The 16,064-nt window shown below is 65.9% G+C and carries 17 protein-coding genes; 6 read left to right on the forward strand and 11 right to left on the reverse strand.

Annotated features, from left to right (window positions below; all coding sequences use genetic code 11):
- Positions 1-585: a methylated-DNA--[protein]-cysteine S-methyltransferase gene (locus HV793_RS09215; RefSeq protein WP_054457770.1), complete on the forward strand. Its 585-nt coding sequence runs from the start codon at positions 1-3 to the stop codon at positions 583-585.
- A 59-nt stretch (positions 586-644) separates the two neighbouring features.
- On the opposite strand, the gene HV793_RS09220 is transcribed toward HV793_RS09215, so the two are convergent.
- Positions 645-1,607, reverse strand: coding sequence for a septal ring lytic transglycosylase RlpA family protein (locus HV793_RS09220; protein WP_054457769.1), 963 nt, complete (start codon positions 1,605-1,607; stop codon positions 645-647).
- Complete coding sequence (gene rapZ, locus HV793_RS09225; protein WP_054457793.1) at positions 1,604-2,476, reverse strand: RNase adapter RapZ; 873 nt, start codon at positions 2,474-2,476, stop codon at positions 1,604-1,606. The genes HV793_RS09220 and rapZ overlap by 4 nt, the downstream gene beginning before the upstream one ends.
- A gap of 184 nt (positions 2,477-2,660) precedes the next feature.
- Between rapZ and HV793_RS09230 the strand changes: the two genes are divergently transcribed.
- Entirely contained in the window at positions 2,661-3,413 is a 753-nt protein-coding gene (locus HV793_RS09230; protein ID WP_175213030.1) for a c-type cytochrome, read from the forward strand.
- Positions 3,414-3,425: 12 nt separating this feature from the next.
- A complete protein-coding gene (locus HV793_RS09235; RefSeq protein ID WP_175213031.1) occupies positions 3,426-4,709 on the forward strand; it encodes a c-type cytochrome in 1,284 nt (427 codons plus the stop codon).
- Positions 4,710-4,716: 7 nt separating this feature from the next.
- Here the strand turns inward: HV793_RS09235 and HV793_RS09240 are convergent, their stop codons facing one another.
- From HV793_RS09240 to HV793_RS09280, 9 genes are all read right to left on the reverse strand, one after another.
- A complete protein-coding gene (locus tag HV793_RS09240; protein ID WP_119450189.1) occupies positions 4,717-6,150 on the reverse strand; it encodes an aminotransferase-like domain-containing protein in 1,434 nt (477 codons plus the stop codon).
- A gap of 22 nt (positions 6,151-6,172) precedes the next feature.
- A complete protein-coding gene (hprK, locus tag HV793_RS09245; RefSeq protein ID WP_013396727.1) occupies positions 6,173-7,099 on the reverse strand; it encodes an HPr(Ser) kinase/phosphatase in 927 nt (308 codons plus the stop codon).
- A 21-nt stretch (positions 7,100-7,120) separates the two neighbouring features.
- A complete protein-coding gene (locus tag HV793_RS09250; RefSeq protein WP_006389881.1) occupies positions 7,121-7,576 on the reverse strand; it encodes a PTS sugar transporter subunit IIA in 456 nt (151 codons plus the stop codon).
- Between the two features lie 363 nt (positions 7,577-7,939).
- The gene (hpf, locus tag HV793_RS09255; protein WP_013396726.1) at positions 7,940-8,278 is read right to left on the reverse strand and encodes a ribosome hibernation-promoting factor, HPF/YfiA family; all 339 of its coding nucleotides are present in this window, start codon (positions 8,276-8,278) and stop codon (positions 7,940-7,942) included.
- Between the two features lie 222 nt (positions 8,279-8,500).
- Positions 8,501-9,295 carry an LPS export ABC transporter ATP-binding protein gene (gene lptB / locus HV793_RS09260; RefSeq protein ID WP_054457765.1) on the reverse strand — a complete coding sequence of 265 codons (795 nt, stop codon included), beginning with the start codon at positions 9,293-9,295 and terminating at the stop codon, positions 8,501-8,503.
- 32 nt (positions 9,296-9,327) lie between these two features.
- Positions 9,328-9,957, reverse strand: coding sequence for a lipopolysaccharide transport periplasmic protein LptA (gene lptA, locus HV793_RS09265; protein WP_054457764.1), 630 nt, complete (start codon positions 9,955-9,957; stop codon positions 9,328-9,330).
- Positions 9,954-10,586 (reverse strand): LPS export ABC transporter periplasmic protein LptC, encoded by a 633-nt coding sequence (lptC, locus tag HV793_RS09270; protein ID WP_054457763.1) that lies wholly within the window; start codon positions 10,584-10,586, stop codon positions 9,954-9,956. The genes lptA and lptC overlap by 4 nt, the downstream gene beginning before the upstream one ends.
- Positions 10,587-10,623: 37 nt before the next feature.
- Entirely contained in the window at positions 10,624-11,232 is a 609-nt protein-coding gene (locus HV793_RS09275) for a KdsC family phosphatase (RefSeq protein ID WP_082401242.1), read from the reverse strand.
- Positions 11,229-12,218, reverse strand: coding sequence for a KpsF/GutQ family sugar-phosphate isomerase (locus tag HV793_RS09280; RefSeq protein ID WP_175213032.1), 990 nt, complete (start codon positions 12,216-12,218; stop codon positions 11,229-11,231). Before HV793_RS09280 ends, HV793_RS09275 begins: the two co-directional genes overlap by 4 nt.
- 103 nt (positions 12,219-12,321) lie before the next feature.
- Here HV793_RS09280 and purT point away from each other — a divergent pair, with 103 nt between their 5' ends.
- From purT to HV793_RS09295, 3 genes are all read left to right on the forward strand, one after another.
- Entirely contained in the window at positions 12,322-13,539 is a 1,218-nt protein-coding gene (gene purT, locus HV793_RS09285; protein ID WP_054457792.1) for a formate-dependent phosphoribosylglycinamide formyltransferase, read from the forward strand.
- A 265-nt stretch (positions 13,540-13,804) separates the two neighbouring features.
- Entirely contained in the window at positions 13,805-14,350 is a 546-nt protein-coding gene (locus HV793_RS09290; protein ID WP_059378283.1) for a GbsR/MarR family transcriptional regulator, read from the forward strand.
- Positions 14,351-14,477: 127 nt separating this feature from the next.
- On the forward strand, positions 14,478-16,052 hold the full coding sequence (locus HV793_RS09295; RefSeq protein ID WP_119450190.1) for a cytochrome ubiquinol oxidase subunit I: 1,575 nt from the start codon (positions 14,478-14,480) through the stop codon (positions 16,050-16,052).
- Positions 16,053-16,064 lie beyond the last annotated feature (12 nt).

Here is a 16,064-nt window from a genome sequence, read left to right on the forward strand (position 1 = left end):
ATGGTGTATTCGACTATCGTGTCCAACAAGCCCGCGGATCCCGACGAACGCCTGGTCTATCGCGACATTCCTACGCCGCTGGGCGACATGCGCCTGGTCGCCAGTCCCAAGGGCCTGCGCGGCGCCTGGTTCACCGACCAGGAACTGCTGCCCGCGGCGGATGGCTGGATTCTCACGGACTCGGATCCCATCCTGGAGCAGGCGCGCTGCGAACTGGAAGAATGGTTCGCGGGCCAGCGCCGCGTCTTCGACGTGGCGCTGGACCCCGTCGGCACCACTTTCCAGCACCAGGTCTGGCATGCCCTGTGCGATCTGGAGTTCGGCGTGCTGGCCAGCTACGGCGATCTGGCGCGCACCGTGGGGCGGCCCAAGGGCGCGCAGGCGGTCGGCGGCGCCGTCGGGCGCAATCCGATCAGCATCATCATTCCCTGCCATCGTGTGATTGGGGCCGACACCTCGCTGACCGGCTTCGGCGGCGGCCTGCCGCGCAAGCAGGCCTTGCTGGCGCATGAAGGCAATCGCTACCGCAGCCGCAGCGCTAGCGCGCGCCGCGTGTGCGACGGGCAGGCCGAACTGCCTTGGTAGGCGGGCAGCCTCGATAGGTCTTGAGGCTGACTTTTGAGGCTTGCTACTGCCAAGGCTTGCTACTGCGAGGCGATGCTGGGCAGGATGCCGATGCGGTCCGACACGATCTGCACGGCGTCCAAGGCGCTCTGCCGGTCGGGGTAGGGGCCGATCTTGACCCGATAGAGGTTATTTGACTGCTCGACCGACGCGGGCGGCGCGCCTGCGGCGCCCAGCTGCGTGTTGATGCGGCTGACCAGCGATTGCGCGTTGGCCGGCTGGCTGAACGCGCCCACTTGCAGGTAGACGCTGCCGATGCCGCCTGCGGCCGGCTGGCGCACCGGCGCTGAACCGGGTGCGGGCCCGGGCAGGGGTTCAGCCGCCAGCGCCACCGGCACGGCGGCGATGGGCGCGGCCACTGGCGAGGAGCCCGTCGCCGATGCGGGTTCGGGTGCGGCCGTGGCGGGCGCGCCTTGCGAGGCCAGCCGCCGGATCTCGTCCTGGGGGATGGCTTCCACGATCACCTGGCCGCTGCCGGGGCCGATGATGCCCAGCTTGTACGCCGCGACATAGGACAGGTCCATGATGCGGTCGCTGTGGAACGGGCCGCGGTCGTTCACCCGCACGATGATGGTCTTGCCGTTGACCATGCTGGTGACGCGGGCGTAGCTGGGCAGCGGCAGCGTGGTGTGGGCGGCCGTCATGGCGTACATGTCGTAGGACTCGCCGATGGACGTGGAATTGCCGTGGAACTTCTTGCCATACCACGAGGCGGTGCCGCGCTTTTTGTAGGGCTGGCCGCTGGTGTCCGGCACGTAGCGCTGGCCGAACACCACATACGGCCGGTTCGCGCCGCTGGCGTAGGGTTCGATCCTGGGCACCGCGTCGGGCACCTGGTCCAGGTTCGAGGGCGGATTCGCGTCCGGCCCGTCGTCCTTGTAATACCCGCCGCCCTTCTTGCGTCCGCCGGTGGAAGAACAGCCAGCCACGGCAATGGCCAGCAGCAGCATCACGAACAGGCGGGTCGGGCGGGACAGGGTCATGCGGATTCGTCAGGCAGTTGGGTGCGATGGCGCACCAGCAGCGGGTCGTGGTCGGCAAAGCGCAGCGCCAGCTGTTCGACCACATAGACCGAACGGTGCTGGCCGCCGGTGCAGCCGATGGCGACCGTGAGGTAATTGCGGGTGTCTTGCGTGTATTGCGGCAGCCAGCGGTTCAGGAAACCGGCGATGTCGTCGATCATCTGCCCCACCAGGTCAAAGCCCGCCAGCCAGGCGGCCACGGGCTCGTCGCGGCCGGTCAGCGGCCGCAGGTCGCGGTCGTAGTAGGGATTGGGCAGGCAGCGCACGTCGAACACCAGGTCCGCGTCGCGCGGCACGCCGCGCTTGTAGGCAAAGGATTCGAAGGTCAGCACCAGCGGCGCGCGGTCGGCCTTGATCAGGTCGCGGATCCAGACTCGCAACTGGCCCGGCGTCAGGTCCGAGGTGTCGATGACGTGTTCCTGCTCGCGCAGCGGCGCGAGCAGTTCGCGTTCCAGGGCGATGCACTCGGACAGCGTCGGGGTCTTGCCGCCATGCTGCAGACGGTCGGTCAGCGGGTGGCGGCGGCGCGATTCGGAATAGCGCTGCACCAGCGTTTCCGTGCTGGCGTCCAGGAAGACCACGCGCAGGCTGGTGCCCATGGCGCGCAGCGCGGTGACTACGTCGGGCAATTCGGCCAGTTCGCCGGGGGAGCGGACGTCGATGGCGACGGCTACGCGCTCCATGCCGTCATCCCGGGCGTTGGCGATGAACTCGGTCAGGAACCGCACCGGCAGGTTGTCGACGCAGGTATAGCTTGCGTCCTCAAGCATGCGCAGGGCGACGGACTTGCCTGAGCCTGAGATGCCGGTGACGAGGACGACTTTCAACATGGACATGATTGTGGCACGCTTTTCGAGGACGATGCCGGCGGGATGACATCTGATATGGCCGTAAACTGCCAATCTGCGCCTGTACCGCTTTGGTCCCCCTGGCGTAAGCTGGGGGCCGGATACTCGACAGATTCACATACGCGCCCCGCCGTCATGCGTTTCGGGGGAATGGAATTCGACCTAGATGTTAGCCTTCATTTCCTTTCGTAGTGTTTCACTGCCGCGTTTTTGGGCAATTTCCCTATTTGGGGTGGCTGCCGCCTTCCTCGCAGCGCCCGCGCCGGCCCAGCCCGCGCCCCAGGAAATCCTGCGTCCGGACACCATGGACGCCCGGGCTGCCGCCTGTACGGCCTGTCATGGCGCGCAGGGCAAGGCCGGCGCCGATGGCTACTATCCGCGCCTGGCCGGCAAGCCGCAGGAGTACCTGTACCACCAGTTGCTCAATTTCCGCGACGACCGGCGTCAGTACCGGCCCATGACGCACCTGTTGACCGGGCTGCCCGACGACTACCTGCGCGAGATCGCCGCGTATTTCTCTTCGCAGCATGTGCCGTATCCGGCGCCGACCCGCGCCGATGTCTCCGCCGCCACGCTGGAAGCCGGGCGCAAGCTGGCCCTGGATGGCGACGCGGCGCGCGGCCTGCCCGCCTGTGCCGCCTGTCACGGCGCCGCCCTGGGCGGCGTGCTGCCCGCCATTCCCGGCTTGCTTGGGCTGCCGCGCGACTACATCGGTTCGCAGATCGGCAGCTGGAAGAACGGCCTGCGCCGGGCGGCCGAGCCGGACTGCATGGCCGACATCTCCAACAAACTCACTCCCCAGGACATCGGCGCGCTGGCCGCGTGGCTGTCCTCGCAACCCGTCGTGGAACCCTACGCGCCAGAGGCCGCGGGTTCGATACGCCTGCCCGCGGAATGCGGCAGCCAGGCGCAACGGTAAGGGAGAGGCCGGATGTCGATCATGAAGAAAGTCCTGTCCCTCCTGTTGCTGCTCGCGGTCGTCGCCCTCGGCGGCCTCTACTGGTTCGGTACGCGCGACGACGCCAGCACCGGTCCCGCCGCGGCCGCGGCCGATACCGCGACGCTGGTGGAGCGCGGCCGCTACCTTGCGCTTGCCGGCAATTGCATGGCCTGCCACACCAGCCGCGGCGGCAAGGCGCTGGCGGGCGGCACGCCCATCCCCACGCCGTTCGGTACGGTCTACGGCCCGAACCTCACGCCCGACGAAGAAACCGGCATAGGCGCGTGGACCGCGGATGATTTCTGGCAGGCGCTGCACAACGGCAAATCGCGCGACGGCACGTTGCTGTATCCCGCTTTCCCCTACACCGAATACACGCGCGTGACGCGCGCCGATTCCGACGCGTTGTACGCCTATCTGCGTACCGTGGCGCCCGTGGACCAGCCCAACCGGCCGCCCGAGATGGAATTCCCCTATGACCAGCGGGCGCTGCTGGCCGCCTGGCGCGCGCTGTACTTCAAGCCGGGCGTGCAGGAGGCCGACGCGGGGCAATCGGTGCAGTGGAACCGCGGCCGCTATCTGGTCGAAGGGCTGGGGCATTGCGCCGCCTGCCATACGCCGCGCAACAGCCTGGGGGCGCTGCGTTCGGCCGACCCATTGGCCGGCGGCGTGATTCCGGTGCTGGATTGGTACGCTCCGCCGCTCACCAACGACATGGAAACCGGCATGGGCAGGTGGTCCGCCGAAGACATCGCGGCCTTGCTCAAGACTGGCATTTCCAAGCATTCCAGCGCCAGCGGGCCCATGGCCGAAGTGGTGCTGGGCAGCACACAGCACCTGACCGACGCTGACGCGCTGGCCATCGGCGTCTACATCAAATCCCTGCCCGCCACGGCGGCCTCAACGGAACGCACGCGGACGGCTGTCGCGCCGGCGGCCATGGAGCTGGGCGGCAAGATCTACCGCCAGCAATGTGTCCAATGCCATCAATCCGCGGGCGAAGGCAGCGGCACGGCGTGGCCCGCGCTGGCCGGCAATCCGACCGTGACGGCGCCGTCGCCCGTCAACGCGATCCGCATGGTGCTGGATGGCGGCTACGCTCCGGCTACGGCGGCGAATCCGCGGCCGCACGGCATGCCGCCCTTCGGACAACTGCTCAACGACGGCGACATCGCGATGCTGGTGACGTACATCCGCAATAGCTGGGGCAATGAGGCGGGCGGCGTGACACCGCTGGAAGTCAAGCGGGCGCGCGCCGCATCGACGCTGAACTGACGCGGAATCAGCGCGCCCTGATGGCCTGCGCGCAGGCCTCGCGCGCCAACTCCCCCAGCACGCGGATGGCCGCCTGCGCAGCGGCGTCCCAAGGATGCCCGTAGTTCAGGCGCAGCGCGCTGCCGAACTGGCCGCTGGCCGAAAAGATCGGTCCCGGCGCCACGCTGATGCCGCGCGCCAGCGCCTGGCGATGCAGCGTCAGCGCATCCACCGCGGCCGGCAGTTCCAGCCACAGGAAGAACCCGCCTTGCGGACGCGTCACGCGCGTACCGGCCGGGAATTCCTGGGCGATCGCCTCGGCCATGCGCTGCTGCTGTGTCTGCAGCGTTTCGCGCAGGCGGCGCAGGTGGCGGTCATAGCCGCCCTGCTCCAGGTATTCGGCGATGGCGCCCTGGGCGGGGCCGGACGCCGATAGCGTCGACGACAGTTTCAGGCGCTGCACGCGTTGCGTGTAGCGGCCGGCCGAGGTCCAGCCGATGCGGTAGCCCGGCGCCAGGCACTTCGAAAACGACGAGCAATGCAGCACCAGCCCCTGGGTGTCATAGGCCTTGGCGGGTACCGGGCGCACCGATCCGAAATACAGCTCGCCGTATACATCGTCTTCGATCAACGGAATGTCGTGGCGTGCAAGCAGCTGGACCAGTTGCCGCTTTTTCTCATCGGGCATCAGGCTGCCCAGCGGGTTCTGGAATTGCGTCATCAGCCAGCAGGCGCGCGGCGCATGACGCTCGATGGCGGCCTGCATCGCGTCCAGGTCGATGCCGGTGCGCGGATGCGTCGGTATTTCCAGCGCCTTCAGTCCATGGCGCTCAAGCGCCTGCAAGGCGCCATAGAACGTGGGGGCCTCGACCATGACCGTGTCGCCGGGCTGCGTGACCGCCTGCAGGCAGAGATTCAGCGCTTCCAGCGCGCCGTTGGTGACGACGATGTCGCTGGCCGGCACGTTGATGCCGCCGATCAGGTAGCGCAGCGCGATCTGGCGGCGCAGGCCGGGATTGCCCGGCGCCAGGTCTTCCACCGTGTCCAGCGGATCCTGGCGCTTGAGATGCACGGCCATGGCCTGGGCCAGCCGCGGCAGCGGAAACAGCAGCGGGGAAGGGAAGGCGGAGCCCAGCGGCGTCACGTCTCGGTTGCGCACCGAGCCGAGGATGTCGAAGATGCGTTCGCTGATCGCGAGCTCCGTCGATTCTCCGTCCGGACTGGAGGCGCCGGGTTCGGGCGGCAGGGATGCGGCAGGGGCGTTGACGTAATAGCCGGAGCGCGGCTGCGCCCGGATCAGGCCGCGCGCTTCCAGCAGATAGTAGGCCTGGAACACCGTCGACGGACTGAGGCCGCGCGCCGCGCACGCGTCCCGCACGGAGGGCAGCTTGTCGCCCGCGCGCAATACGCCGTCGCGGATCGACTTGGCGATCTCGGCGGCCAGAGTTTCATACAGGCTCAAGGTGCCGCCGGCCGATGTGCGCCTACTTGCTGCTTTGCAGGATCGCCATGGCCTGGCGTTCCATGAATTCGCCCAGCGTGTCGATGCCGCGCAGCTTCAGGATGGTGTTGCGCACGGCGGCCTCGACCAGCACCGCCAGGTTGCGGCCCGCGGCCACTTGCAGCATGACCTTGCGCACCGGCAGGCCCAGCATGTCCTGCGTGATGTCCTGCAGCGGCAGGCGCTCGAACTTGTCCTGTGCGGTGGCGCGCACCAGGTGCACGATGAGCTTGAGGCGCATCTTGCGGCGCACGGAGGTCTCGCCGAAGATGGTGCGGATGTCGAGCAGGCCCAGGCCGCGCACTTCCAGCAGGTTCTGCAGCAGCTGCGGACAGTGGCCTTCGATCATGTTGGGGGCCGTGCGCGAGAACTCCACGGCATCGTCGGCCACCAGGCCGTGTCCGCGCGAGATCAGTTCCAGCGCCAGTTCGCTCTTGCCCAGGCCGGATTCGCCGGTGATCAGCACGCCCAGTCCCAGCACGTCCAGGAACACGCCGTGCACGGTGGTGGTGGGCGCCAGCTTCTTGCCCAGGTAGATGCGCAGCAGGTCGATCAACTGCGCGGCCGCCACCGGCGTGGAGAGCAGCGGCACCTGATGCTGGTCGCACTGGTCGATGAGGTCTTGCGGCGGGGTCAGGCCGTCGGCCAGCAGGATCGCGGGCACGCCGCCGATCAGCAGCTCGTCCATGTGATGCATGCGGCGGCGCAGGTCGAAGCGGGTGTAGTACGCCAGCTCTTCCTGTCCGAACACCTGGATGCGGGACGGATGGATCAGGTTCAAGTGGCCGACGAGGTCCGCGGCCGACATGCCGTCGTCGGGAATTGCGCGGTCCGCGGCGCCTTGGCCGGAAATCCAGTTAAAGGGGATTTTGTCGGCGTTGTCGTCGACGAGTTCCTGCACCGTGAGCATGGCTGCGCTTCCGCGTGGAGTTCAGAGTTGGCCGGTCGTGAGCATCTTGTGGACGACAGCGGGATCGGGCTCTGTGGCCAGGGCCTCGCGCAAGGCCTTGTTCGACATGAGCTGCGCCAGTTCGGCCAGGATGTCCAGGTGCTGCTGCGTGGCCGTTTCCGGCACCAGCAGGCAAAGCAGCATCGACACGGGCTGCCCGTCAGGCGCATCGAAAGTGATGGGCTGGGCCAGGCGGATGAAGGCCGCCAGGGCCTGTTCCAGGCCCTTCACCCGGCCATGCGGCACCGCCACGCCCTGCCCGAGCGCGGTGGAGCCCAGGCGTTCCCGGGCGAACAGGCTGTCGAAGACGAGCGCGCGCGCCAGGCCATGGTTGTTTTCAAAGAGAAGGCCGGCCTGTTCGAACGCACGTTTCTTGCTCGTTGCGAGCATATCGAGCACGACGTTGCCGGCGGGTAGGATGCGCGACAAATGATTCATCGGGTCATTATATGGTTATATGACGCACTGCAATAATCGGCCTCTGAGATGCGTCCTCGGCTCGGTCGCATCATGGGGCGGCAAGAGCGACAGCATAGACCGATAGCGGCGGATTGTGGGCATTCTTGCTCCCGGCGGCGGGGTTGGCCCTGGGGAAAGCGTCGGAAACCTGGAAAAACGGAATCGCCGGCGGAACCGGGAATAGGGGACAAATAAGGGGGGGTACTGCGGGAGGTACTACAAGGAGGGGAAGTTTGCCGATGCCCCAGCTGGACGTTGCGTCTAGCGGGACACCGGGACTCAGGCAGGATTTCTAGAATCGCTGTTTAGCTAGTCTCGCAGTGCGAGTGCTCATGAAGCGCGTTACTGCTGGGGTGGCGTTAGATTTGCCGCTTGCCGCTTCACGGACTCCGCCGTGTGACTTCGTACCTTGTCCTTGTGCTTGATGACCTGACGGTCGACTTTGTCAGCAAGAAGGTCTATGGCTGCATAGAGGTTTTCATCGGTTGCTTCACAATGAATGTCCTTACCGCTTAGACGCATGGTGATTTCGGCTCTATGCCGCAGGGGCTCTACCGAGAGCATGACCTGGGTATCGATGACGTGATCGAAATGCCGCAGCACTCGCGCCAGTTTGTTCATGACATATTCCCGGATGGCCGGGGTGACGTCGAGGTGACGACCGCAGATGCTCAGGTTCATAGTGTGCTCTCCTTCTAAAAGAGGAAAAAAGGGTGCGCAAAAAGCGCGGCTGATTCGTTAGGCGTTCTCCTTGATTGAGCGGGTTCGTTTAGTACTAGTGTATAGACTCGGGCCGATAAAACAAGCTGACCTAGCGCAAGTTCATGGCATTTTTATGGCTGAGGCCCCAGGGTGCATGCGGCTTTGCGCAGGCGGCGCCTAGGGGTCTTCCCCAGGGCCGCATTACATGCGGAAATGCTCTCCCAGATAGACTCGGCGCACGGCGGGATCGCCCACGATTTCATCGGGATGGCCGTCGGTCAGAACCTTGCCTTCGCTGATGATGTAGGCGCGGTCGCAGATGCCCAGGGTTTCGCGCACGTTGTGGTCGGTGATCAGCACGCCGATGCCGCGGCCCTTCAGGAAGCGCACGATACGCTGAATCTCGATCACGGCGATGGGGTCCACGCCGGCGAAGGGCTCGTCCAGCAGGATGAAGCGCGGGCTGGTGGCCAGCGCGCGCGCGATTTCCACGCGGCGGCGTTCGCCGCCCGACAGGGAGATCGCGGCGTTGCTGCGGATGTGGCCGATCTGCAGTTCTTCCAGCAGCGATTCCATCTGCTCGTTGATCTTGGGCGTGGACAGCGGACGTCCATCCGGCCCCAATTGCAGTTCCAGCACGGCGCGGATGTTCTGTTCCACCGTCAGGCGGCGGAACACGGAAGCATCCTGGGGCAGGTACGACAGGCCCATGTGCGCGCGCTTGTGGATCGGCATCGAAGTGATGACGGAACCGTCGATCTCGATGCGGCCCGCATCCGCGGGCACCAGGCCCACGATCATGTAGAAGCTGGTGGTTTTGCCAGCCCCGTTGGGGCCGAGCAGGCCCACCACTTCGCCGCTGACCACGGACAGGGATACGTCCTGTACCACGGTCCGGCCGTTATAGGTCTTGCGCAAACCAGTTGCGCGCAGGCTGCCCTGCTTGACGCCCGAGGGCGCGGAGGTTACCGGAGTCGGCACTGAAGGTTGGTTCATCGTGGCTGCGAGTGGTGTTGCATGGGAGGCGTTCAACGCCCCTTCTTGGCTGCCTGCTGCTTGCGGCATTCGGCGATGGCTGCGTCCGACTTGGCGCGCGGTTCAGCCACCGAACGGACCCGGCCGCCGGCCGCGGCGGAGTTGGGGCCGCCATGGGCTTCGTAGGTGCCGGTCTTCTCGTTGTAGCGTACCCGCTCGCCGCGAATGGTATCGAACGGTTTCCCACAGACGTAGCGGATCACGACCGCCTGACCGATCAGGTCGAAGGTGCTCTTGGTGCCGTCGTATTCGGCGCGCAGGCCGGTGCCTTCGATGAGCTCGAAGGTTTCCGGGCGTTCCTGGCGGATGGTCACGATCTTGCCCTTGTTGGCGGTGGCCGTGCCGTATTGGTTGCCTTGCGCGTCTTCGTTCATTTCCAGCACGTCGGACGTCAGGGTCATGAGGCCGCGCGTCATGTTGACGTTGCCGGTGAAGACGCTCTTCTTCTTCACGTCGTCGTAGTGCAGGGTGTCCGACAGGATCAGCGTGCTGGGCTCTTCCGCCGGCGTCGCTGCCTTGGGCGCCGGATCCGCGGCATGGGCTGGGGCCAGTGCCGAGGCCGTCAGCAGGATGGCGCCGAGCAAGCGGGTCGTCGGGGCAAGGAGAATCCGGAGGTCGGTCATGGTTTTTTCTGGTCAGTGTTGTTGGCGGGAATTTCGGTCCGGCGTTGCTGCCTGCCTTCGGAACCGGCAATTTCCACATCGGTCGATGCCGAAACCTGCAGTTGGCGCGTTTTGTTGTTGTAGTGCATGCCCGTGCCGTTCATGCGCGAACGGCCTTTGATGACTTCCGCCGGCAGGTCGGTGTAGACCACGTCGTCGTCGGGCAGGATGATCAATTGCTGGCTGCGCACGTCCAGCAGGTCGTTATTGGCGTCCGGCTGGCGGCGCACGTGGGCGTCGCCGTTCATGACGATGCGCTTGCCGCCTTGCTCCATCACGGCGGTCTTGGAGACGGCCACGGTGATGGGGTTGTCCTCGCGCTGGCCCACGGCGCGCGGCGAGGTCACATGGTAGGAATCGTCATCCGGGAAATGTTCGGCGTAGTCGCCTTCCAGCCGGTTGATGGGCTTGCCGTTCGGGTCGGTGCGCAGCATGACGAAGTCGCGCGACCAGGCGTCCATTTCGTGGGTGACGCGGCGCGGCGGATCCGTCTGGATGGCCCGCTGCGCGTAATCCGCCGCCCACCACGAGCTGGCGACCAGCACCAGCAGCAGGAACAGCGCGATCAGGGAGGGAAAACGTTCTTTCATCGGGTCTGCCGCAAGGGCGTATGGGTTGTCCTGGCGGTCATTGGATGGCGCCCGGGCCAAGCAGGCCAGGCGCCGCCAGGAAGGCGCCCAGGCGTCCCTGGGCCGCCAGCAGCAGGTCGCAGCATTCGCGCACGGCGCCGTTGCCGCCGGTGTGCGTGGAGACCCAGTGGGCGGCCTGGCTGACGTAGCCCGGCGCGTTCGGCACGCTGGCGGCGAAGCCGGCGCGCTGCAGGGCCGGTAGGTCGATGACGTCATCGCCCATGTAGCCGGTCTGGTTCAGTTGGACACCGCTGCGCTGCGCAAGTTCGGCCAGGGCGCCGCCTTTGTCCCGTACGCCCTGGATGACCTCGGCGATACCCAGCTCGGCGGCGCGGCGCGCCACGATGGGGCCGGAGCGCCCGGTCATCAGCGCAACCTTCAGGCCGCCTTCCATCAGCAGGCGCAGTCCGTGGCCGTCCAGCGCGTTGAAGCGCTTCTGGAGTTCGCCGTTGTCGCCGTAATAGAGGCTGCCGTCGGTCAGCACGCCGTCCACGTCGAACACCATCAGGCGCACTGCGGCGGCGCGTTCGCGCACGCCGGCGGGGATGCGGGCCAGGACCAGCGCTTCGGCCGGATGCGTCACGGGTACAGAAAGAGTCATATTCATACCACTTTGGCGGCCATCAGATCATGCATGTGCAGGGCGCCGAGCAGAACGCCGTCGCTGTCCAGCACGAGCATGTGGTTGAGCCGTAGTTTGTCCATTTGCTGGGCCGCCTCGACGGCCAGCGCGTCGGGAGTGATGCTGCGGGGCGAGCGCGTCATGCCGGATTCGACGGTCAGGCTGCGGATGTCGCCCTGCCGGGCGATCAGGCGGCGCAGGTCGCCGTCGGTGAAGATGCCTAGGGGGCGACGCTGCGCGTCGGTTACGACGGTCATGCCCATGCCCTTGGCGGACATGACTTCCAGCGCCTGGGATACCGGGGTGCCGGCCATTACGATGGGCAGGGCGTCGCCCTGGCGCATGACGTCGCGCACATGGGTCAGCAGGCGGCGGCCGAGCGCGCCGCCCGGGTGCGAACGGGCGAAATCCTGCGGGCCGAAGCCGCGGGCCTCCAGGCAGGCGACGGCCAGGGCATCGCCCAGGGCCAGCGCAGCGGTGGTGCTGGCCGTGGGCGCCAGATTCAGCGGGCAGGCTTCCTGCGCCACGCTGGCGTCCAGGTGGACGTCGGCCAGCCGGGCCAGTTCGGACTGCGGATTGCCGGTGATGGCGACCAGCTTGGCGCCCATGCGGCGGGCGACAGGCAGGATCGTCAGCAGTTCCTGACCGGAGCCGGAATAGGAAATCGCGATGAGGACGTCATCCTGGGTGATCATGCCCAGATCGCCGTGGACGGCCTCGGCGGCGTGCACGAAAAAGGCCGGCGTGCCGGTCGAGGCGAGGGTCGCCGCGATCTTGCGGGCCACGTGGCCGGTCTTGCCGATGCCGCTGACGACCACCCGGCCGCGGCAGGCCAGCAGCATCGCGACGGTCTGCGTGAAGCTGTCGTCCAGCCGGGCGGACAGGTCCATCAGGCCCTGGCATTCGATCTGCAGCGTTCTGCGCGCAGATGCCAGCGCGGTCTCGGACGATGTTGTGGGATGGTCAGTCATACGTGGATTTTAATATCAGTATGCGGGTTTGCCCCCGGAAAGGGCGTATGGCATGCTGGCGGGTCATTTCAACGGCTTTCCAACTTTTTTCCAGGCCCGCTCCATGTCCAGCATTTCCAGCCCCGTCCTTGGCACGCCTTTGTCCCCCTTGGCCACCCGCGTCATGCTGCTCGGGTCCGGCGAATTGGGCAAAGAGGTCATCATTGCCCTGCAGCGGCTGGGCGTGGAAGTCATTGCCGTGGATCGGTATGCCGACGCCCCGGGCCACCAGGTGGCGCACCGGGCGCATGTGGTCTCGATGACGGACCCGCAGGCCCTGCGCAAGGTCATCGAACAGGAACGGCCCCACGTTATTGTCCCCGAAATCGAAGCCATTGCCACCAATTTGCTGGTGGAGCTGGAAGAGGCGGGCGTGGCCCGGGTGACGCCGACCGCGCGCGCGGCCCAGCTGACCATGAACCGCGAGGGCATCCGCCGGCTGGCGGCTGAAACCCTGGGGCTGCCGACCTCGCCGTACCGATTTGTCGACACCGAAGAAGAACTGCGCGCGGCCATCGACGGCGGCATCGGCTATCCCTGCGTCATCAAGCCGGTCATGTCCTCCTCGGGCAAGGGCCAATCCGTCATCAAGAGCGCTGACGACGTCGAATCCGCCTGGCGCTACGCCCAGGAGGGCGGCCGGGTGGGCGGCGGGCGCGCCATTGTCGAGGGCTTCATCCGCTTCGACTACGAAATCACCCTGCTGACCGTGCGCGCCCGCGGCGCCGACGGCCAGGTCGAGACCCGCTACTGCGAACCCATCGGCCACAAGCAGGTCGACGGCGATTACGTGGAAAGCTGGCAGCCGCACCCGATGTCTCCCGCCGCGCTGCAACGTTCGCGGGACATCGCACTGGCGGTCACCTCCAACCTGGGAGGCCTGGGCATCTTCGGCGTGGAGCTGTTCGTGGCCGGCGACCAGGTCTGGTTCTCGGAAGTCAGCCCGCGTCCCCACGACACCGGCATGGTCACCATGATCACCCAGGTCCAGAACGAATTCGAACTCCACGCCCGGGCGTTCCTGGGACTGCCGGTGGATACCAGCCTGCGCCAGCCCGGCGCCAGCAGCGTCATCTACGGCGGGGTCGAGGCCGCGGCGGTCTCGTTCCACAACGTGGCCGAAGCGCTGGCCGAACCCGGCACCGACCTCCGTCTCTTCGGCAAGCCTGAATCCTTCGTCAAGCGCCGCATGGGCGTGGGCCTGGCCGTGGCCGAGGACGTGGCGGCGGCTCGCGCCAAGGCCAAGCGGGTGTCGGCGGCGGTGTCCGTCAAGGCCGGCTAACGCTTCTTTTTCCCCTTTTCCAGCGGCCACCAGCTCACCGGCTGGTGGCCGCTTGCGCTTGTCCGCGGCTTTTGCCAAACCCGCGGAAGCCGTCTGTCACTGCCGCGACATCATGTCTTGCGATCATCCCCCTGCCGCCGGTGTGGTTTGCGCTTTCGCATGGATTGTTTGATAATTTCGGAAATTCCAGAATTTTCTGAAATCGGTGTAACTGTTTTTATCGGCCAGGGCGACGCGTCCTGGCCTTGTCGGCGTAGCGCAACCCATGGCCCTGTCTCCCCAAAACGAACGATTCGTCCTGCATTTCGGCGAAATGGGCAGCCGGTGGGGCGTGAACCGCACGGTCGGCCAGATCTACGCCCTCCTGTTCCTGTCGCCCAAGCCGCTGAACGCCGATGACATTGCCGAAACCCTCGGCTTCTCGCGCTCCAACGTCAGCCTTGGGCTGAAGGAGCTGCAGTCCTGGCGGCTGGTCAAGCTCATGCATCAGGTCGGCGACCGCCGCGACTACTTCGAAACTCCCAAGGACGTCTGGGAGATCTTCCGCATCCTGATGGAAGAAAAGCGCAAGCGCGAAATCGATCCCACGCTGACCCTGCTGCGGGACACCTTGCTGGAACCCCCGTCGGGTCCGGATGAGGCATACGCGCAACAACGCATGAACGACATGCTGGAGCTTATCGAACTGTCCACCGGATGGTTCGATGAGGTTCAACGACTGCCGCCAGAAACCCTGCAGAACCTGATGAAGCTCGGTTCGAAAGTGCAGAAGGTGCTGGGTTTCGCCGGCAAATTGCGGGGCAAGGGCTAAGCCTGATCCGCCCCGATTTTTCAGGAAACCTCTATGAAGTTGTATGCAACGCCCGTAACATGGCGCGAGAGACGGCCTGGGAACCATGCCGGTTGCCGCGGCACCTCAACTGCTTGGGAGCGACCCAATGATTGATCTCGACGTCGTAAATCTGTCGCGATTCCAGTTTGCCGCGACCGCGCTCTACCACTTCCTCTTCGTCCCCCTCACGCTAGGCCTGTCGTTCATCCTGGCCATCATGGAAAGCGTGTACGTCATGACCGGCCGCGCCATCTGGAAGCGGATGACGATGTTCTGGGGCACGCTCTTCGGCATCAACTTCGCATTGGGCGTCGCCACCGGCGTCGTGATGGAGTTCCAGTTCGGCATGAACTGGTCCTACTACAGCCATTACGTAGGCGACATCTTCGGCGCGCCGCTGGCGCTCGAAGGGCTGATGGCCTTCTTCCTGGAAGCGACCTTCGTCGGCCTGTTCTTCTTCGGCTGGAACCGCATGTCCAAGGTCAGCCACCTGATCGTGACCTGGCTGGTGGCGTTCGGCACCAATTTTTCGGCGCTGTGGATCCTGATCGCCAACGGCTGGATGCAGAATCCGGTCGGTTCGATCTTCAATCCCGACACCATGCGCATGGAGATGACCGACTTCGCCGCGGTGATCTTCAACCCCGTGGCGCAGGCCAAGTTCGTGCACACGGTCAGCGCAGGCTACGTCGCGGGCGCCATGTTCGTCATGTCGATCAGCGCCTGGTACCTCCTGAAGGGCCGCCACATCGACCTGGCCAAGCGCTCGATGGCGGTCGCCGCCAGCTTCGGTCTGGCCTCGGCGCTGTCGGTCGTGGTGCTGGGAGACGAAAGTGGCTACCTCACCACCGAACACCAGAAGATGAAGATCGCGGCCATCGAGTCCATGTGGCACACCGAGCCGGCCCCCGCGTCCTTCAACCTGATCGCCATCCCCAACCAGGCCGAGCGCAAGAACGACTTCGCCATCGAGATTCCCTACGTCATGGGCATCATCGGCACGCGTTCGCTCACCACGCCGCTGCTGGGCATCGACGACCTGATCCGCCGCGCCGAAAACCGCATCCGCGATGGCATGGTGGCCTATGACGCCTTGCAGAAGATCCGCGCCAATCCCAAGGACGTGGACGCGCGCATGGTGTTTGACAAGACCTGGCCCGACCTGGGCTATGCGCTGCTGGTCAAGCGCTATCAGCCCGACATGAGCAAGGTCACCGAAGACGACATCAAAAAGGCCGCCGTCGATACCGTGCCCAACGTGGCGCCGCTGTTCTGGGCGTTCCGCATCATGGTGGCGGTGGGCATGTACCTGATCCTGTTCTTCGGCGTGGCCTTCTGGCTGGCCTCGCGCGGGCGGCTGGACAGCCGGCGCGGTCTGCTCAAGGTGGCGTTGTGGAGCCTGCCGCTGCCCTGGGTCGCCATCGAAAGCGGTTGGTTCGTTGCCGAATACGGCCGCCAGCCCTGGGTGATCGAAGGCGTGCTGCCGACCTACTACGCGGCTTCCGGCCTGACCATCGTCGACCTGGCGATCAGCCTGACAATATTCCTGGTGCTGTACACGGTGCTGCTGATCATCGGCGTGAAGGTGATGCTGCACGCTGTGAGGAAGGGACCGAAATCCGATGGGCCGGCGCCCGGCGCTGCCGCCGCCGATCCTGTGCACGCTGCCGTGCGGGCCTGAAGGAGAGACAGC

Source organism: Achromobacter aegrifaciens, from assembly GCF_902859965.1.
Classification (GTDB): domain Bacteria; phylum Pseudomonadota; class Gammaproteobacteria; order Burkholderiales; family Burkholderiaceae_B; genus Achromobacter; species Achromobacter aegrifaciens.